The 18,200-nt window shown below is 62.2% G+C and carries 23 protein-coding genes; 14 read left to right on the top strand and 9 right to left on the bottom strand.

Annotated features, from left to right (window positions below):
• The first annotated feature begins 35 nt into the window (after positions 1-35).
• The 13 genes from HBN68_RS20110 (at position 36) to HBN68_RS20050 (ending at position 11,659) form a co-directional block, all read left to right on the top strand.
• The gene (locus HBN68_RS20110; RefSeq protein WP_249275358.1) at positions 36-617 is read left to right on the top strand and encodes an outer membrane lipoprotein carrier protein LolA; all 582 of its coding nucleotides are present in this window, start codon (positions 36-38) and stop codon (positions 615-617) included.
• On the top strand, positions 607-2,919 hold the full coding sequence (locus tag HBN68_RS20105) for an MMPL family transporter (protein WP_169965901.1): 2,313 nt from the start codon (positions 607-609) through the stop codon (positions 2,917-2,919). Before HBN68_RS20110 ends, HBN68_RS20105 begins: the two co-directional genes overlap by 11 nt.
• Positions 2,916-4,076 carry a sodium:proton antiporter gene (locus tag HBN68_RS20100; RefSeq protein WP_169965899.1) on the top strand — a complete coding sequence of 387 codons (1,161 nt, stop codon included), beginning with the start codon at positions 2,916-2,918 and terminating at the stop codon, positions 4,074-4,076. The genes HBN68_RS20105 and HBN68_RS20100 overlap by 4 nt, the downstream gene beginning before the upstream one ends.
• Positions 4,067-5,314 (top strand): tryptophan 7-halogenase, encoded by a 1,248-nt coding sequence (locus tag HBN68_RS20095; protein ID WP_169965897.1) that lies wholly within the window; start codon positions 4,067-4,069, stop codon positions 5,312-5,314. The genes HBN68_RS20100 and HBN68_RS20095 overlap by 10 nt, the downstream gene beginning before the upstream one ends.
• A complete protein-coding gene (locus tag HBN68_RS20090) occupies positions 5,311-6,039 on the top strand; it encodes a class I SAM-dependent methyltransferase (RefSeq protein ID WP_169965895.1) in 729 nt (242 codons plus the stop codon). Before HBN68_RS20095 ends, HBN68_RS20090 begins: the two co-directional genes overlap by 4 nt.
• 59 nt (positions 6,040-6,098) lie before the next feature.
• Positions 6,099-6,563 (top strand): DUF3261 domain-containing protein, encoded by a 465-nt coding sequence (locus tag HBN68_RS20085; RefSeq protein WP_169965923.1) that lies wholly within the window; start codon positions 6,099-6,101, stop codon positions 6,561-6,563.
• Positions 6,560-7,747 carry a beta-ketoacyl-[acyl-carrier-protein] synthase family protein gene (locus tag HBN68_RS20080; protein ID WP_169965894.1) on the top strand — a complete coding sequence of 396 codons (1,188 nt, stop codon included), beginning with the start codon at positions 6,560-6,562 and terminating at the stop codon, positions 7,745-7,747. Before HBN68_RS20085 ends, HBN68_RS20080 begins: the two co-directional genes overlap by 4 nt.
• A complete protein-coding gene (locus HBN68_RS20075) occupies positions 7,744-8,211 on the top strand; it encodes a hotdog family protein (RefSeq protein WP_094993668.1) in 468 nt (155 codons plus the stop codon). Before HBN68_RS20080 ends, HBN68_RS20075 begins: the two co-directional genes overlap by 4 nt.
• Positions 8,204-8,932, top strand: coding sequence for a 3-oxoacyl-ACP reductase FabG (fabG, locus tag HBN68_RS20070; RefSeq protein WP_169965892.1), 729 nt, complete (start codon positions 8,204-8,206; stop codon positions 8,930-8,932). The genes HBN68_RS20075 and fabG overlap by 8 nt, the downstream gene beginning before the upstream one ends.
• Positions 8,932-10,158 (top strand): beta-ketoacyl-ACP synthase, encoded by a 1,227-nt coding sequence (locus HBN68_RS20065; RefSeq protein WP_169965891.1) that lies wholly within the window; start codon positions 8,932-8,934, stop codon positions 10,156-10,158. Before fabG ends, HBN68_RS20065 begins: the two co-directional genes overlap by 1 nt.
• 19 nt (positions 10,159-10,177) lie before the next feature.
• A complete protein-coding gene (locus tag HBN68_RS20060) occupies positions 10,178-10,618 on the top strand; it encodes a hypothetical protein (protein WP_169965890.1) in 441 nt (146 codons plus the stop codon).
• A gap of 30 nt (positions 10,619-10,648) precedes the next feature.
• The gene (locus HBN68_RS20055) at positions 10,649-11,095 is read left to right on the top strand and encodes an excinuclease (protein WP_169965888.1); all 447 of its coding nucleotides are present in this window, start codon (positions 10,649-10,651) and stop codon (positions 11,093-11,095) included.
• A gap of 384 nt (positions 11,096-11,479) precedes the next feature.
• A complete protein-coding gene (locus tag HBN68_RS20050; protein ID WP_070412431.1) occupies positions 11,480-11,659 on the top strand; it encodes a hypothetical protein in 180 nt (59 codons plus the stop codon).
• 1 nt (position 11,660) lies between these two features.
• Here HBN68_RS20050 and HBN68_RS20045 read toward each other — a convergent pair whose 3' ends face one another.
• Complete coding sequence (locus HBN68_RS20045; RefSeq protein ID WP_094993673.1) at positions 11,661-12,560, bottom strand: LysR family transcriptional regulator; 900 nt, start codon at positions 12,558-12,560, stop codon at positions 11,661-11,663.
• Between the two features lie 121 nt (positions 12,561-12,681).
• Here HBN68_RS20045 and HBN68_RS20040 point away from each other — a divergent pair, with 121 nt between their 5' ends.
• Entirely contained in the window at positions 12,682-13,962 is a 1,281-nt protein-coding gene (locus tag HBN68_RS20040; protein WP_169965886.1) for an MFS transporter, read from the top strand.
• Here the strand turns inward: HBN68_RS20040 and gspM are convergent.
• Genes gspM through gspG form a run of 8 tightly spaced genes read right to left on the bottom strand, consistent with a single transcriptional unit; the run spans position 13,949 to position 18,198 of the window.
• The gene (gspM, locus tag HBN68_RS20035; protein ID WP_094993675.1) at positions 13,949-14,404 is read right to left on the bottom strand and encodes a type II secretion system protein GspM; all 456 of its coding nucleotides are present in this window, start codon (positions 14,402-14,404) and stop codon (positions 13,949-13,951) included. The two genes, HBN68_RS20040 and gspM, sit on opposite strands and share 14 nt — an antisense overlap.
• Entirely contained in the window at positions 14,401-15,015 is a 615-nt protein-coding gene (gene gspL, locus HBN68_RS20030) for a type II secretion system protein GspL (protein WP_262373577.1), read from the bottom strand. Before gspL (HBN68_RS20030) ends, gspM begins: the two co-directional genes overlap by 4 nt.
• Positions 14,982-15,497: a type II secretion system protein GspL gene (gene gspL / locus HBN68_RS20025; protein ID WP_169965882.1), complete on the bottom strand. Its 516-nt coding sequence runs from the start codon at positions 15,495-15,497 to the stop codon at positions 14,982-14,984. Before gspL (HBN68_RS20025) ends, gspL (HBN68_RS20030) begins: the two co-directional genes overlap by 34 nt.
• Complete coding sequence (locus HBN68_RS20020) at positions 15,494-16,354, bottom strand: type II secretion system protein GspK (protein ID WP_169965879.1); 861 nt, start codon at positions 16,352-16,354, stop codon at positions 15,494-15,496. The genes gspL (HBN68_RS20025) and HBN68_RS20020 overlap by 4 nt, the downstream gene beginning before the upstream one ends.
• The gene (locus HBN68_RS20015; RefSeq protein WP_169965877.1) at positions 16,351-16,914 is read right to left on the bottom strand and encodes a type II secretion system protein GspJ; all 564 of its coding nucleotides are present in this window, start codon (positions 16,912-16,914) and stop codon (positions 16,351-16,353) included. Before HBN68_RS20015 ends, HBN68_RS20020 begins: the two co-directional genes overlap by 4 nt.
• Entirely contained in the window at positions 16,904-17,275 is a 372-nt protein-coding gene (gene gspI, locus HBN68_RS20010) for a type II secretion system minor pseudopilin GspI (RefSeq protein WP_169965875.1), read from the bottom strand. The genes HBN68_RS20015 and gspI overlap by 11 nt, the downstream gene beginning before the upstream one ends.
• Positions 17,272-17,754 (bottom strand): type II secretion system minor pseudopilin GspH, encoded by a 483-nt coding sequence (gene gspH / locus HBN68_RS20005; protein ID WP_094993680.1) that lies wholly within the window; start codon positions 17,752-17,754, stop codon positions 17,272-17,274. Before gspH ends, gspI begins: the two co-directional genes overlap by 4 nt.
• A 3-nt stretch (positions 17,755-17,757) precedes the next feature.
• The gene (gene gspG, locus HBN68_RS20000; RefSeq protein WP_169965873.1) at positions 17,758-18,198 is read right to left on the bottom strand and encodes a type II secretion system major pseudopilin GspG; all 441 of its coding nucleotides are present in this window, start codon (positions 18,196-18,198) and stop codon (positions 17,758-17,760) included.
• Positions 18,199-18,200: the final 2 nt, after the last annotated feature.

The raw sequence follows: 18,200 nt of genomic DNA, 5'->3' as shown, positions 1-18,200 counted from the left end.
CTCACACGCAGGGCAAGGGCCGTTCCCGTCTCTGCATGCTGTTCACTGCATTGCTGGCCTTCACCCCTCTGGCCCACGCCTTCGACCTGCAACAGCTGAGCGAGCAACTGGCCAGGCACCCCGTGATCCACGGCGACTTCATTCAGGAAAAGCACCTGCGCGCCCTGCCCAAGCCCCTCACCAGCACCGGCACCTTTGTGCTGGCCAAGGACCACGGCCTGCTGTGGCAACTCAAATCGCCTTTGCAACAGGATTACCGCATCACAGCCCTCGGCATTGCGCGGCGTGAGGGCACGCAGTGGCAAATGCTCCCCGGCAAAAGCGCGGGGGCGGAACAGAACCGATTGTTCCTCGCTGTGTTGCAAGGCGACAGCAGCGGCCTGCAACGGGATTTCGACCTGCAACTGCACGGCCAAGCCGATCACTGGAGCCTGACCCTGACCCCGCGTTCACTGCTGCTCAAACAGGTGTTCAACCACATCGACATCCAAGGCGGCAAACTGGTCCAGCGCATCGAGCTGCATGAAACCCAAGGCGACAGCACGCTGTTGAAAATGCTCAACAGTGTCAGCGATCAACCGTTGAGTGAAGCGGAGCAGCACGACTTTGCGCAGTGAACGCTGGTTGCCACGGGGCTTTTTGATTCTGTTGCTGGCCGTGCTTGCTGTGGCGGGCTGGCAGTGGCGCCATGGCGCGCCTTTGTCGACCAACCTCATGGCACTGGTGCCCGGTGACGCCCCGGACGCGCTGCAATTGCGCGCCGAACAGCGCATGCAAGAGCCGCTGAACAGCGAAATGCTGGTGCTGGTGGGCAGCGCGGACCGTCAGCAGGCCATTAGCATGGCCCAGCAGTTGGGTGAGCAATGGCAGGCCAGCGGGCTGTTTGAAACGGTGCAATGGAACCTGCAAGCCGATCTCCCGGCGCTGCGCGAACAACTGCTGCGCGGGCGGCTGGCGATGCTCTCGGCCGCCGACCGCGAACAGTTGATCGAGCACCCGGACGCGTTCATTCAGCAACGGGTTCAAGCCTTGTTCGACCCCTTCACCGGGTTCAGCCTGGTGCCCAGCCAGGACGATTGGCTGGGCCTGACCGGGCGTATTCAAAACAGCCAGCCGCAGCGCGGCGCGGTGCAGCTGGACATCGGCAGCGGCGCGCTGATTGCTGATGCGGACGGCAAAAGCTGGGTGCTGGTGCGCGCCCGAACCCAAGGCAACGCGTTTGACATGACGCTGCCCTTGCAAGTCGCCGCCTTGCTGGAGCACAGCCGCGAGCAGGCCGCCACACAACAGGTCGAGCTGCTGGCGGCCAGCGGTTTGCTGTACGCCGCTAGCGGTCAGCAACAAGCCACCCGTGAGATCACCTGGGTCGGCGGCGGCGCCACCGCCGGCATCCTGCTGCTGTTACTGCTGGTCTTCCGCCGCTGGCGCGTGTTGCTGGCGTTCGTGCCGGTGATGGTGGGCATGCTGTTCGGTGCCGTGGCCTGCGTGGCCTTTTTCGGCAGCATGCACGTGATGACGCTGGTGTTGGGCTCAAGCCTGATCGGCGTGGCGGTGGATTACCCGCTGCATTACCTGTCCAAAAGCTGGAGCCTGAAACCCTGGCGCAGTTGGCCTGCCCTGCGCCTGACGTTACCCGGCCTGAGCCTGAGCCTGGCCACCAGTTGCATCGGTTATCTGGCGCTGGCCTTTACCCCGTTTCCGGCACTGACCCAGATCGCCATTTTTTCTGCCGCCGGGCTGATCGGTGCTTACCTGAGCGCTGTTTGCCTGTTGCCTGCTCTGCTCAAAGGCGTGGAACTGCGACCTGCGCAGTGGCCCCTCAACGTCGCCCAGACCCTGCTCAACGCCCGTGAAGCCTTGCTGAAAAAGATCCCGACCCCGGCCCTGCTGGCCGTGTTGCTGATGTTTTGCGCGGCCGGTCTGTGGCAACTGAACAGCAAAAACGACATCCGCCAATGGGTCGGCGCGCCGCCGTCGTTAATGGCCCAAGCCCAAGCCATCGCTCGCATCACCGGGTATCAGCCCACCAGCCAGTTCTTTCTGGTGCGCGCCGACACGGAGCAACAACTGCTTGAGCGCCAGACCGCGCTCAGCGAACGGCTCGACCAATTGATCAGCATGGGCAAGTTGCAGGGGTATCTGGCATTAAACCAACTGGTCAGCCAGCCCCGCGAGCAACAGCAGGTAAAGGCTGCGCTCAGTGCGTTGCCCCAACACTGGCAGCCGTTGCTGGAACTGGGCGTGCCGCTGGCTGCACTGCAAAACGAACTGGCCCAGCTGCAAGCCTTGCCCGAGCAACGTATCGACGATGCACTGAACGGCCCGCTGGCCGAGCCGTGGCGCTTGTTGTGGCTGGGGCATCACGCTGATGGCGTGGCCGCGATGGTCAGCCTGCAAGGGTTGAACAATGCCAGCCTGCTGCGGGTACAAGCCCAGGATTTGCCCGGCGTCGAACTGGTGGACCGCCTCGGGGACTTGAACAAGGTGTTCGCCGCCACGCAACTCAGCGCCGCCGAACTCAAGCTGTTGTCTTGCGCCTTGATCGTGTTGTTACTGATCGCACCCTTCGGGTTTGGCGGCGCTGTGCGCATTGTCGCCTTGCCCCTATTGGCCGCGCTGTGCAGCCTCGCCAGCCTCGGTTGGCTGGGCCAACCCCTGACCCTGTTCAGCCTTTTCGGCCTGTTGCTGGTGACAGCAATCAGCGTCGATTACGCGATTCTGATGCGCGAGCAAATCGGCGGAGCGGCCGTCAGCCTGCTCGGCACGTTACTGGCGGCGCTGACCACGTGGCTCTCGTTTGGCTTGCTGGCCGTGTCCAGCACGCCTGCCGTGAGTAACTTTGGCCTGTCCGTGAGCCTGGGGCTGGCGTTCAGTTTCATCCTCGCGCCGTGGGCCGGACGTCAGGAGCACAACGCGTGATGACGCTGGTGTTTTGGCTGCTGGCGTTGGCGTTGTTTGCGCTGGCAACCCGCGTGGGTCGCCAGTTTGGTGTGATCCCGATTGTCAGCCAGTTGCTGCTGGCATCCATCGGCTTGCCGTTATTGATGCTGCTGTGGATCGGGCCGCACTGGCACCTCAGCGGGGCGCAACTGGTCGCCCCGACCTGGCTCAAGGGCCTGTACAGCCTGAGTTTCGCCTTATTGCTGGGGCACATTTTGAGCGACGTGATCGACCTGCGCCTCGACCGCCAAAGCGTGAAGATCGCCCTGCCCAGCTTTCTCGTGCCCTTCGCCTGCGGGCTGGCCTGCGCCGTGTGGCTGTTGCCTGAACAACCCTGGTTGAGTTCGCTGGCCGTGGGTCTGGTGTTTGCCATTACTGCCATCCCGGTGCTGTACCTGTACCTGCGCCACATCGGTTATCCGCCCGCCGCCACCCGGCGATTGGTGCAAAGCGCAATCTTGATCGACCTCACGTGCTGGACCCTGTTCGGGCTGGCGCAAGGCAGTCTGGACCTCGGCAGTTTGCTGCTGCCGCTCGCCGGGGCCTTGCTGCCGCTGCTAGGGCGCGCCCTGCGGATTCGTCAGCCGTTGTATTACAGCCTGGTTTTTTTTGCCGGGTTGGTGGTGGCCGAGCATTACCGCCTCAATGCGCTGATTTTCGGGGTTGGCTATCTATTGTGCATGGCTGCGCTCAAGGTGCCGCTGGTGATGCCGTTAAACGCTGTCTGGCGTGAACGTTTACAAACCTGGCTGGCGATCCCGCTGATTCTTACGTTCGGCATTGTGCAGATCAACGTCCACAGTGCCCTGAGCGACATCAGCCCGCTGCAAATGAGCGCCCTGTTGCTGTTGCCCGTGGTGAGCAAAGTACTGGGCAACTGGCTGGGCCTGAGTTGGGCCACGCCCTCGTTTGCCGGTGCCAGCCGCTGGCGTGAAAGCCTGTTACTGAACATTCGCGGGTTGAGCGAAATCGTGTTTCTCAACCTGCTGTTGCAACAACAGCTCATTAGCCCCGCGCTGTATTTCGCGCTGATGCTGATGGGCCTGATCGCCACGCTGTTACCGGCGTTGGCGGGTATGAATAAAACCCCGTTGAAGTCTGCCGTAACCCCCGGCAAGGAGCCCTTGTGTCAGTAGTAGAAATGGAACGTCGTCAGGTTGTGGTCATTGGTGCCGGGCCGTCCGGCGCGATCGCCTCGGCTTTGCTCACGCGCAAAGGCCACGACGTGTTGATCGTCGAGCGCCAGCACTTTCCGCGCTTCTCCATCGGCGAAAGCCTGTTGTCGCATTGCATCGATTTCATCGAAGAAGCGGGCATGCTGGACGCCGTGCAAGCCGCTGGTTTCCAGGTGAAAAACGGCGCAGCGTTCGCTTGGGGCGATCAGTACAGCGCCTTCGATTTTGGCGACACGTTCAGCAACGGCAAACCCACGACGCTTCAGGTGCAGCGTGCCGATTTCGACAAACTGCTGGCCGATCAGGCCGCGTTGCAAGGGGTTGAGATCCGCTACGGCCACACCGTGATTGCCACCGACATTGAACCGGTCAAACCCGTGCTGGAGATCGAGCGCGAGGATGGCAGCCGCTATCAGGTCGAAACCGATTTCATCCTCGACGCCAGCGGCTATGGCCGGGTGCTGCCGCGCCTGCTCGACCTTGAAGCGCCGTCCAATTTCCCGGTGCGTCAGGCGGTGTTCACCCACGTCGAAGACCGTATCGATTGCGAAGGTTTTGATCGCAACAAAATTCTCGTCACCACCCACCCCACCCGACGCGACATCTGGTTCTGGAGCATCCCGTTCAGCAATGGCCGCTGCTCGGTGGGCGTGGTCGCGGCGGCGGAGCTTTTCGAAGGCCGCAGCGAGCAGCTCGACGAGCGCCTGCGCAGCTTCATTGACGAAACCCCGAGCCTGCAACGGGTGCTGGCCAACGCCGTGTGGGACACCCCGGCGCGCACCATCGGCGGGTACTCGGCCAACGTCAAAACCCTGCACGGCCCGGGTTTTGCGCTGCTGGGCAACGCCGCCGAGTTCCTCGACCCGGTGTTCTCCTCGGGCGTGACCATCGCCATGCGCTCGGCGAGCATGGCCGCAGCCGTGTTGCACCGCCAGTTGCAAGGCGAAGCCGTGGACTGGCAAACCGAGTTTGCCGACCCGCTCAAGCGCGGCGTCGACACCTTCCGCTGCTATGTCGAAGGCTGGTACGCCGGCACCTTTCAGGACGTGATTTTCCACCCCGGCAGCTCGCCCCAGATTCGCCGCATGATCAGCGCGATACTGGCCGGCTACGCCTGGGATGAACGCAACCCCTTTGTCAGCGAACCCAAGCGCCGGTTGCGCATGCTGTCAGATATCTGCGCCACGGAGCCCGCATGAAACCTCTGAGCGACACCTACGTTGAAGAAACCCGTTTCGGCTTTTGGTTTTTGCGCAGTCACACGTGGCAGCACCACGTGTTGCGCGTGGCCATCAACGACTTGTGCAGCCTCTTCAGTAACAAGCTGCCATCTGCGCCGGTGTTGCTTGACGCCGGTTGTGGTCAGGGCAAGTCGTTCCAGTACCTGCAAAAAACCTTCGCACCCCAGCGTTTGATCGGTCTGGATGCCGACCCGCTGAGCCTTGAAATGAGCCGCGAAGAAGCCAAAAGACAGGGGCTCGACATCGAACTGATCGGCAGTGACTGCGCCGAACTCGACATGCCCGATGCCAGCGTCGACCTGCTGTTCTGTCACCAGACGTTTCACCACTTGGTGCAGCAGGACCGCGCACTGGCCGAGTTTTACCGGGTGCTCAAGCCGGGCGGTTATTTGCTGTTTGCCGAGTCCACCGAAGCCTACATCGACACCTGGGTGATCCGCTGGCTGTTCCGCCACCCGATGCACGTGCAAAAAAGTGCCGCGCAATACCTCGAAATGATCCGCGACCAAGGGTTTGAATTTGACGCGCGCAACGTGTCGTACCCGTACCTGTGGTGGAGCCGTTCAAAAGATTTCGGGCTGCTGGAGCGCTTGGGCCTGCGGCGCCCAAAACCGGTGGGCCAGCGCGAAGAAACCTTGGTCAACGTCGTGGCGCGCAAGCCCTTGCAAGGCGCACCGGCATGATGGATGCCTGCGTTGCCGTGGCGGCCTCAGGTCGCAACAGGCTGTTGCTGTCACTCTGGATGTGCCTGCTGCTGTTGCTCAGCGGGTGCAGCACCCTGCCGCTTCCCCGTCAAACTCCGACCCTGACGCTGCCGATGCAGTTGCATGTGCAGCGCCAGCAGGCCGATCAGCGTCAAGACTGGCTGCTGGTGATCCAGCAGGAAGACGCCGGGCTGCGCTGGTCATTGATGGACCCGCTGGGGATTCCGCTGGCACGTCAGTTGCTCAAGGACAACCGCTGGCACGCCGACGGCTTGCTGGCGCCCAACCCTGAAGCCAGGGAGCTGTTCGCCGCGCTGTTGTTTGCGCTGACCCCCGCCCACGAATTGAAACGTAATTATCCACAGGCCAAAGCCATGTCCAATGTGCGCGTGCTGACCCACCGCTGGCAGATTCAATACGAGCAGCCGCAGGTGTTGCGTATCGATACCCGGGACGGTGTGTATTACGACATCAGTCCACTGGATGACGAGGCCGCCCGATGACCGCCTACCTGAATGCATTGGGCGTTATTTGCGCGCTGGGTCGTGGTCAGGACGAGGTGGCACGCAACCTGTTTGCCGGGGAGTGCAGTGGCATGCAACGCGAAAGCGGCTGGGTGCCGGGGCGCTCGCTGACCGTGGGCGCGGTGCACGGGGCGCTGGCGCCGATCCCGAGCGGTCTCAACCCGCAAAGCAGCCGCAACAACCAGTTGTTGCTCGAAGCCGCGTTGCAGATTGAAGATGACATCCGGCAAGCGATCCGCACCTACGGCCCTGACCGCGTGGCCATTGTGCTGGGCACCAGCACGTCGGGCATCGATGAAGCCAGCCGCGGCATCGCCCACTACCTGCAAACGCAGCACTTCCCCGGCGATTACGATTACCAGCAGCAAGAGCTCAGCGCCCCGGCGACCTTTTTGGCCGAGTGGCTGAACGTCAGCGGCCCCGCCTACGTGATTTCCACCGCCTGCACCTCCAGCGCCCGCGCCCTGATGAGCGCGCAGCGGCTGCTGGACATGAACCTGTGCGACGTGGTGCTGTGCGGCGGCGTCGACAGCTTGTGCGCGCTGACCCTCAATGGCTTCAGTGCGCTGGAAGCGGTGGCGCAAGAACGTTGCAACCCGTTTTCGATCAACCGGCGCGGCATCAATATCGGTGAAGCTGCTGTGCTGTTTGTGATGAGCAAGCAACCCGCGAAGACCCACGCCATCGCCCTGCTGGGCGCGGGCGCCAGTTCTGACGCGCACCATATTTCCGCGCCCGAACCCACCGGGCGCGGCGCCGTGCAGGCCATGCGCACAGCCTTGAACCGGGCGCAGTTGCAGCCGCAACACATCGGTTACCTCAACCTGCACGGCACCGCGACTCAACACAATGACGCGATGGAAAGCCATGCCGTAACGCAGGTGTTCCCTGACGGCGTGCCCTGCTCATCGACCAAACCCATGACCGGCCATACCCTCGGTGCCGCCGGTGCCCTGGAAGCCGCGTTCTGCTGGCTGAGCCTGAGCCGCCACAATGCGTTGGCGCCGCACGTGTGGGACGCCCAACCCGACCCGGCACTGCCAGCCCTGAGCTGGGTGACGCCCGGCCAGACCCTGACGTGTGCCACTAAGCGCTGCCTGATGAGCAATTCGTTTGCCTTCGGCGGCAACAACGTCAGCCTGATTATCGGAGACGCCCCATGATCGATTGGCCGCTCGCCGACTTACTGCCCCACGCCGGTGACATGATCCTCATTGATCAGGTGCTGGCATTTGATGAAGAACAGATCCGCACCCGCCTCACCGTGCGCGCGGGCGGCTTGTTCAACCGTGAAGACGGCAGCCTGCCCGCCTGGGTCGGCGTCGAACTGATGGCGCAAAGCGTGGCTGCCTACGCCGGTTGCCGTGCACGCCTGCTGGGCGACCCGGTCGTGCTGGGCTTTTTGCTCGGTACACGCAAATTTGAATGCAATGTTGAGCACTTCCCGCTGGGCGCCGAGCTGCATATCCACGCGCTGCGCTCGCTGGAAGACGACAACGGCATGGGCGTGTTCGAGTGCCACCTCACCGGCCCCGGCATCCATGCCACCGCCCGCCTGAACGTGTTCCGGCCGCCTCAGGCTGACCATTACCTTGCTCAATCCACCTCGGAGACCCGTCATGTCTGAGTCCATTCTGGTCACTGGCTCCAGCCGTGGCATCGGCCGCGCCATCGCCTTGCGTCTGGCACACGCCGGTTTCGACCTGGTGCTGCATTGCCGCAGTGGCCGCCAGCAAGCTGATGCCGTGATGGCAGAGGTTCAAGCCTTGGGCCGCACTGCCCGCGTGTTGCAATTTGATGTAGCGGACCGTGCGGCCTGCAAGGCCGCGCTCGAAACCGACGTCGAGATCCACGGCGCCTATTACGGCGTGGTGCTCAACGCCGGGTTGACCCGTGACGGCGCGTTTCCTGCCCTCAGCGAGGACGACTGGGACGTGGTGATGTGCACCAACCTCGACGGTTTTTACAACGTGTTGCACCCGGTGATGATGCCCATGATCCGCCGCCGCAAAGCAGGACGCATTGTGTGCATCACCTCCGTGTCGGGCCTGATCGGCAACCGCGGGCAGGTCAATTACAGCGCCTCCAAGGCCGGGCTGATCGGTGCCGCCAAGGCCCTCGCCATTGAACTGGGCAAACGCAAGATCACCGTCAACTGCGTCGCGCCGGGGTTGATCGACACCGCCATGCTCGACGAAAACGTCCCCGTAGAAGAATTGATGAAAATGATCCCCGCACAACGCATGGGCACCCCGGAAGAAGTCGCGGGGGCGGTCAATTTTCTGATGTCCGCCGAAGCGGGCTACATCACCCGCCAAGTGCTGGCCGTCAACGGAGGCTTGTGCTGATGAAGCGCGTTGTAGTCACTGGCATGTCCGGAATCACCTCGCTGGGCAGCGACTGGGCCAGCATCGAGGCCAACTTCGTGGCCGGGCGCAGCGGCATCCGGCGCATGGACGAGTGGGACCGGTTCACCGAACTTAACACCCGCCTGGCCGGCCCCATTGATGACTTTGCGGTGCCTAAACACTGGACCCGCAAACAGCTGCGCAGCATGGGCCGGGTGTCGCGGCTGGCCGTGGGCGCGGCCGAACAGGCGTTGCAGGACGCAGGGTTACTGGGCAACCCCATCATTCGCGACGGGCGCATGGGCGTGGCATGCGGGTCGTCCACCGGCAGCACTGACGAGATCAAGGCGTTCGGCAACATGCTGCTCAACTCCGTGGCCGAGGGCCTGAACGCCAACAGCTACGTGCGCATGATGCCGCACACCACGGCGGCCAATATCAGCATCTTTTTTGGCCTCACCGGGCGCCTGATCCCGACCTCCAGCGCCTGCACCAGCGGCAGTCAGGGCATCGGCTACGCCTACGAGGCGATCAAGTTCGCACGTTTGCCGCTGATGCTCGCCGGCGGCGCCGAAGAGCTGTGCCCGACCGAAGCTATGGTGTTCGACGCGCTGTACGCCACGAGCCTGAAAAACGACGCCCCGCAGACCAGCCCGCGGCCCTACGACAATGGCCGCGACGGGCTGGTGATCGGGGAAGGCGGCGGCATGCTGGTGCTCGAAGAACTGGAACACGCGCTGGCGCGTGGTGCGCACATCCACGCTGAAATCGTCGGCTTTGGCAGCAACGCCGACGGCCAGCACACCACGCGCCCGGAAGTCAGCACCATGCGCCGGGCGATGGAACTGGCGCTCGAAGACGCAGGCCTGGACGCCGCAGCTATCGGCTACGTCAACGGCCATGGCACCGCCACCGAACAGGGCGACATTGCCGAAACCCTGGCCACCCATGAACTGTTCGGGGCGCGCATGCCCATCAGTTCGCAGAAGAGTTTTCTGGGCCACACCCTGGGCGCCTGTGGCGCGCTGGAATCGTGGTTCAGCATCGAAATGATGAACCGCGACCGCTACGTCCCGACCCTCAATCTGGACCACATCGACCCGCGTTGTGGCGAGCTGGATTACCTGCGCGGCGAGTTCCGTTCGATGCGCAACGATTACGTGATGAACAACAACTTTGCGTTCGGCGGGGTCAACACATCGTTGATTTTCCGTCGCTGGGCGTGAACCCGCTGGAGCCAATGGAATGACTTATCTGTTACGCGCAACACTGATCGCCCTCGCCCTCTTGAGCACCGTGGCCTGCAGCAGCAAACGCCTGCTCACCCCGGACCGCACCCTGCCCGTGTCCATCCAGGCCGACCGGGCACAGGTGCAACAGGCCATCGTCAAAACGTTGGTGGCGCGCCAATGGACGGTGCAAAAAATCACCCCGCAAGGGGTGCAGGCGCAAATCACGGTGCGCGGCCAGTACCACGCTGAAATCGACATTCCCTACAGCGCCAACCATTACCGCATCCAGTACCGTGACAGCAGCGGCCTGGACTACAAGGACGGCAAGATTCACAAGAATTACATCCGCTGGGTGCGCCTGCTGGACAAGGGCATCCTGCGTGAACTCAAAGACCACCAAAACGAGCAGACAGCCCGAAAGCTGTCGGAATCGGCTTTGGCCACACCGCAGTAACGCACTCATCACGACGTCATGGAGACTTCAATGCAATTCAAAACTCTGGCAGCCGCCACCACCCTGCTGCTGTGCACCCTGCCTGCCGTCAGCCAGGCCCGCGACACCGCGCTGTACCTGCCCTTCGACCAGGTCGTGACCGAAGCCATCAGCACTGGCAAGATCGACGGCAGCGTCAAGTTCTACCTGGCCGGCAATACCCCGCGCGGCAACGTGACCGTGGTCAGCCCCGGCGCGGTGACCAACAAAAAGACCAACGCCTTCAACAAGAGCGACGAACAGGCCTGTTCGTGGGCCCTGCAATCGGCGCTGATCACGCTGCATGAAGCCGCGAAAAAAGTCGGCGCCAACGCTGTAACCAACATCGCCAGCTTCTACAAACGTAACGAGCGCAAAGACCCGAAAACCTACGAGTGCCATGCGGGCGCCGTGATTGCAGGTGTTGCGTTGAAAGGTGATCTGGCGAAGGTGAACTGAGCCTGGCTTTTTAGCGCGTAGCCGTCGAAGTGGTACGCAGGTGTGCGATCGATGCGCAATCGATCGCCGCTTCGTGCCTCGGCTGCGGGCGGGGTCGGAGGGGTTGTCGCTTTCCTTTGCAGGACGTTTCCTAGAGAATCCACGGGCCTTGCGTCTGTCTCTTTCGATCGATAGCCTCCGGTTCGTCATCCCCCATGGGTGACCGGACGTGCAAGTTCGAAATACGCAAATGTCACTTTCAGAAGCCCGATTTATGGCGGCTGTATGTGGGAGGTCTTTGGCCTGCCGGTTTGCGTTCCTCCGGTCTTGCACACCCGCATACAGCTGCCACCCTCTTTGTGTGCAAGCAAATAGCGTCAGCTCTTATCACTTAAGGAACTGCGCATGAACCACACCCCCGAATACGAACAACACCTCGAACACACCCACGAATTACTGCGCTGCGCGCTTGCGACGGCGTACGCCTCGGCGGACAACCTGCAAGGCTTGAACCGCGATGTGGCGCTGGCGGTGGTGCACCTGATTCAACAAGCCCGAACGGCTGTGGATAAATTATTGGCGTGACTTATACCGGGGCCACGGTTTTGCGGGTCAGCAGGTCTGCGAACGCCTTGGCCATCGGTGACGGGTTGCCCTTGCGCTGCACCAGCCACACGGCGGTGTTGGCGTCCGGGTCCAGCAGTGGCCGGTAGACTACCCCTTTGATGCGCATGTGCTGGAACGACGCAGGCAACACCGAAACACCCAACCCTGCCGACACCAGCCCGATGATGGTCATGGCCTCGCCAGCTTCCTGGGAAAAATGCGGGCTGAACCCGGCCTGCCGCGCCAGGCTCAGGAGTTGCGCATACAACCCGCTGCCATAGCTGCGCGGGAAGAACACAAACGGCTCTTCGGCCAGCGCCGCCAGGTGCAACCCCTCTTCACTGCCATCGGCCAACGGGTGATCGGCACGGATCACGGCCACCAGCGGTTCGCGAAACAACTCCACGGCGTGCAGTGAATCGGGCAAGACCAACGGCCGCATCATGCCCACTTCGATGGATTCGTCCACCAACCCTTCGGCCACTTCGCGGCTGCTCATTTCCTTAAGGTTCAGGTGCACGGCCGGGAACGCTTGCCGGAAGGCAAAAATCGCCTGCGGAATGCTGGAACTGAACGGCGCCGATGAGGTGAAGCCGATCTTCAGTTCGCCCAGTTCTCCCAGTTGCGCACGCCGCGCAACGTCGGCCGCTTTGTCGACCTGTGCCAACACCAAACGTGCCTCCTCCAGAAACAGCCGCCCCGCTTCACTGAGTTCAACGCGGCGGTTGGTGCGTTCAAACAGGCGAGCCCCGAGTTCCTGCTCCAGCGCCTGAATCTGCTGGCTAAGCGGCGGTTGCGAGATGCCCAGCACCTGAGCAGCGCGACCGAAGTGCAGCTCTTCGGCAACCGCGATGAAATAGCGCAAGTGACGCAGTTCCATACACCCTCCATTAAGTCGTAAAACCTATTAAACAGGTCGAATAATATATTGGAAAGAATCGTTAGCCACCTATATTCTTTTGCCATTGCCGCTCGGCTTTACCCGTTTTTTGAGGTCCCCCGTGAAAACTGCTGTCGCCCCTCTCGCCCACGAAGTCCGGCCTTCTGCGCTGGATGATGTTGTCGCTGAACTCAATGACGTGTTTATCGAAAAAGGCACCCCGATGTTTATGCGCACGGTACTGGCGCTGTTCTCGGGCGGGTTCGCGACGTTTGCGCTGTTGTATTGCGTGCAACCGATGATGCCGGTGCTGTCCCACGAATACGGCATCAACGCCGCGCAAAGCAGCCTGATCCTGTCGGTGGCGACTGCGATGCTGGCGATCGGCCTGCTGATTACCGGGCCAATTTCTGACGCCTTCGGGCGCAAACCGGTGATGGTGTTTGCGCTGTTTTCCGCGTCGATCTTTACCGTATTGAGTGCGCTGATGCCGACGTGGGAAGGCGTGCTCATCACGCGGGCATTGGTGGGGTTGTCGCTGAGCGGGCTGGCGGCCGTGGCGATGACGTACCTGAGCGAAGAAATCCACCCGCAGCACATCGGGCTGGCCATGGGCTTGTACATTGGCGGTAATGCCATCGGCGGCATGAGCGGGCGTTTGATCAGCGGCGTGCTGATCGATTTTGTCAGCTGGCACACGGCAATGCTGGTGATCGGCGGGCTGGCGATGGCAGCGGCGCTGGTGTTCGTAAAAATCCTTCCCGAATCGCGCAATTTCCGGCCACGGGCCATGAACCCGCGCAGCCTGCTGGACGGTTTCACCATGCACTTTCGCGATGCCGGTTTGCCGTGGCTGTTTCTCGAAGCCTTTCTGCTGATGGGCAGCTTTGTGACGCTGTTCAACTACATCGGTTATCGCTTGTTGGCCGAGCCCTACAACATGAATCAGGCCGTGGTGGGCTTGCTGTCCATCGTGTATTTGTCAGGTATTTACAGCTCCGCCCAGATTGGCGCGCTGGCCGACAAATTGGGACGTCGCAAAGTGCTGTGGGCCGTGATTGTGCTGATGCTGGCCGGGATCGCCCTGACCTTGCTGGAGCCCATCGCGTTTGTCGTGATCGGCATGTTGCTGTTCACGTTTGGCTTCTTCGGCGCGCATTCGGTGGCCAGCAGCTGGATCGGCCGCCGCGCCACCAAGGCCAAAGGGCAAGCGTCGTCGCTGTACCTGTTCAGCTATTACGCCGGATCGAGCGTGGCCGGGACACTGGGCGGGGTGTTCTGGCACATGGCGGGATGGAACGGGATCGGCCTGTTCATTGGCGGGCTGCTGGTGGTTGCACTGCTGGTGGCGCTGCACCTGGCGCGTTTGCCCGCCCTGCCGGGCAATATCAAACCCGCTTGATCACTAGCCGGGCTTCCAGGAGGCGGTCGCGTTTCTCCAGGTGCAGGCTCTGGAATTCAGCGCCTTCATGCTCAATACGCGCCAGCCAGGTGAGTAATACATCCGCCTCTGCGCTGACAGTGATGCGCAGCACCGCGGTATCCATCTCAAATTGTTGCACGTTCAACCCGGCAGCCACGGCGCTTTCACTGAGGCGGGTGGGCAGGGGTTGATCGGGTACCTTCATCGGCTTGACTGGCCGTGCGCGCTGTATTTCACCGGCCAGTGCGAGGTTTTTGTAATAGAGCGCCTGCGCCGTTTGCAGGCGCTGTTGCGACGGTTGCCACAGCCCGTACACAGCCAACACGCCCGACAGGAATACCGCCAGTGCCACACACAGTTGCCGGTCACGGCGCGGGAGTTGCTGCCACTGTCGCGCCCAATCACGCAGACGAGCCTTCATAAAACGTCCTCCAGTGTGAGTAAGGCTTGCACCCGGTTGCCTTGCTGACGGGCATTGCCCACGGTGATCGGCAGCGCGCTTTGCTCGCCCCGCTCACGCAACTGCTCAAGCTCGGCAAAGCTGGAGGCGGTGATGGTCAGGGCCCAGCCGCCATGCTCACGCCACTCAAGACGCTGGACGTCGACGCTGCTGGCGCCGATCACCTGTTCTGTCAAATGGGCCAGACGCGCCATATGGCCGTCGGCTGTCGCGGCGCCCCGTTGCTGTAACCCTCTGAGCTGCGTGGACAACTCCTGGGTGCCGGTTTCGCCCGGGTACAACATTTTGAAGCGCTCTTCGCTCAGCGCGTACAGGCGGGCGGCCTGGCTTTCGAGGTAGCTGCTGCGGCCATGAATAAACCCCAGCGCAAGGGCGAACGTCAGCCCCAACGACACACAGATGTCGCGCCACGGCAGCGCGTGGGCGGCAGGACGAAATGGCCCTTGCAACAGGTTGATCGCCTCGCGGCCGGACGCACTCAGCAGCGTGTTGAGCGGGTCGCCCGGCAGTTCGATAAGGTCCACCGGTAACTCGGCTTTCACAGCCTTAAAGTCGTGATCAGAGAGCGCCAGCCTGAGATCAAGCGCACCGCCGACGAGCCAGCGGCCATTACAACGCGCTGCACACGGGGCAGCATGTCGGCATCCACGCGCACGCAGGCGATGTGCAAACCCAGCGCCTGCAACTGATTGAGCAACGTGGTGAAGCGCTGTTTATGCGTCACCCACAAGGGGTAGCGGCGCTGCGCATCCATCGGGCCAACGGCGATGTGCAGCGCATCCAGGTCGTCAGCCAACTGCTCCTCGACGGCAAACGCCAGCGCCTGAAGGCCGGGCCGCCGCTTATTCGGCCAGGGCTCGGTCAGCAACCAGCTGCACATTTCCATCGGTACGATCAGTTGCACTGCGCTGTGCTGGAAAGCGGCGGCGGCTTCTTCCAGCAGGCCACGGCACACGGCTGTGTCGTCCTGCCAGAAGTGAACACAAGCGCGAGCCAAGTCGGTGGCGTCGCTGCGTGCAAAGTCCTCGGCGGAAAGGTAGAGCCAGCTGTTCATTCGTGGGGTTCGCTGTGTAGGGGCGCGAGAAAGCGTCGCTGCAAAAGACGCCATTGGCCCGTGGTGAGGTTGCGCGCTACGTCACTTTCCAGACGTAAACGGCTTTGTCCCAGACGCACGTGGGTGGTGATCCGAAACCGGTGACTGTCGATGCCCAGACCTGTGGCCTGAATGCCGAGCCCTCTGAGCGCCGGGGTAAAGGTGAAGTCTTCAACACTGGCATAGCCGTGTGCAGGCCGCTCAGCCACCAGACGGCGGGCCAGACCGGGGGTGATCCCCGTCAGGGAGGACAGCTGCGTGGCTGAAGCGGTGTTGACGTTGAGCCGCGCACCTTTGTCCAGCAGGGCGATCCAGGGTTGCATGCGCAATAACCACTGGGCATCGACACCCGGCACCTGACGCAACTGGCTGATGTCATTCAGGCTCAGGCCCTGAAAAGCGGTGGCCTCTATCACCGGGACCTTGAGCCGTTTTTGCAGACGCAGCCAGCGTTGGGCGCTCGCCTCGTCGGGCGGGCCCTTGGTCAGCAAAGAGGTGACGTTGAAGCGCCCGCTGAGGTCTTCGATTTCAACCTGGATCCGGCCCCCCTCAACGTTCAAGCCCGGTTTGCCCTGAGCCCAGGCTTGCCCGACCGCCACCGGCGACGCGGGATCGGGCAACAACGTACGCAAGCGCTCGCGGCCCCAGGCTTCGCCGGAGAAACCCAGCTGGCGCAACTGCAATTGATGGATCTGTTGGGCATTGCTGTGTAACGACAACCGCTGGCTGCGCAGCATCCCGGCCGTAATCAGCAAGGCCAGGCTCATGACCAGAAGCACCGTTATCAAGGCCACGCCTTGCTGGGCGTGGCGTTTCATTCACCCTCCGGCAGCAACATCACGCGGCGTACCTGCCCAAAGCGGCCCACGGACAACTGAAGTTCAAGGGCTTTCGGGGTCTTTTTTGCAAAGGCCTTGCTGGTAGGCCACGCGTTGCGCCAGCCGGTTTGGGTATCAAACAGGCGCCAGCGCACAGTGCGCACATCGCTCAACAGTTGCTGTTTTTGCACACCGGGCACGTCCACGCCCTGGCTGTAACGCCACAGCACACCCTGTTCAAGCCGGTAGCTGACGTCTTGCAATTCGCTGCGCGGCTGGCCCAGCGGATTGCGCCAATTACCACGGCGCAGGTTGAGCCGGTCGGGGTACAGCGTCAGGCCGGGCTGCCTGGCCGACGTGTGCACGTGCAACGCATCCCGTTCGATCAACGCCACCGCCCGTTGCAGGCTGCGCAACGCCTGTTCATGGGCATTGCTGGTGCGTTCGGCACGCACCACACCATCAAACAGGCGCCAACAGCCAATCCCCAGCAGGGTAAAAATGGCCATGGCTATGACCAGTTCGAGCAAGGTGAAACCTGCCTGCGTTTTAGGGCGCATCTTTCACCGCCAACCACTGCACGACGGACTGCATCACCTGTGAACTGCCAACCGGGCTGACCTCCAGCTCAACCCGCCACAGCCCTGTGCCGGGCTCGCGGGCGATGCGCTGCTGCACGCGCCAGTCACGTTGTGCAAAATTCAGGGTGAGGACCGTTTGACCTTCTGTCAGCGGCTGCGGGTGCAGTTGCAAGTCGCTCAGGTGGTTGTCGGCCAACCAGGCGGCGAACAAGCGCGACTCGACCCGAGCGCTCTGCCCCAGCACATAGCTGCTGGCCGACATAATCGCGGCCGACAGGGTGGCAAAGATGGCAAGCGCAACCATGATCTCCAGCAAGGTGAAGCCTTTTTCCGCCTTCATGGCAGCGACCCGTTGTCGTCAATGCGCGCGTCATTCAGACCGTCGCTGACGATGCTGCGCCAGCGGACCGGCGGGCTGTCGAAGTGCAAATCAAAGGCGGTATTTTCATCGCTGCTCAGCCATACCACGTGGGGCAACTGGGCGCTGTCGTTGAGGGGGTGATGCTGGCCTTCGAGGGTCAAGGCCAGTTGCACCCCTTGGGGCAGTTGCACGGCGGGTTGCAATGGCTGCCATTGTTCCTGCGTGAACGCCATCAACTGGTAAGCCTTCGGCTCCAGCCGCAGCCCGAACTCAAGCCCTTCAAGGACGGCTTTTTCACGCAGGCCGTGCATCAAATTCAACAGCACGTCAGCCTCCTGGCGCGCCAGGCGTGCGGTGTTGTCGCCCTGACTGATGTGCACCATCGATGCCATCACGCCGATCAACACAATGACCACCATCATTTCGATCAAGGTAAAGCCTGCCGCCGCGCGCCGCATGGCTCACTCGCTCCAGTTACCAATGTCGGCTGCAAACCCTTCGCCGCCGGCGACGCCATCAGCGCCCAAGGAGAAGAGGTCGTAACCGGCCGAATGGGTGCCGGGGTTGGCATATTGATAGGGCGTGCCCCAAGGGTCGAGTGGCAGACTTTTCAGATAACCCTGAGGGTTCCAGTTTTTGGCCAGCGGTGTTCCGGACGGGCGTGCGCTCAACGCTTCGAGGCCTTGCTGGGTGGAGGGGTAGTTGAAGGTGTCCAGGCGGTACATTTCCAGCGCCGTGGAGATGGCCTGAATGTCTGTGCGTGCCGCCGTGACTTTGGCTTGATCCGGGCGGCTCATGAATTGCGGTACCACAATGGCGCCGAGCACGCCGATGATGACCACGACCACCATGATTTCGATCAGGGTGAAGCCGCGTTGAGTGGATTTGGAGGAGGTTTTCATCA

Origin of the sequence: Pseudomonas sp. WS 5078 (genome assembly GCF_012985745.1) — a bacterium.
In the GTDB taxonomy this organism is placed as follows: domain Bacteria; phylum Pseudomonadota; class Gammaproteobacteria; order Pseudomonadales; family Pseudomonadaceae; genus Aquipseudomonas; species Aquipseudomonas lundensis_A.
The sequence above is the reverse complement of the archived record's forward strand: the minus strand, read 5'-3'. Positions and strand labels throughout refer to the sequence as shown.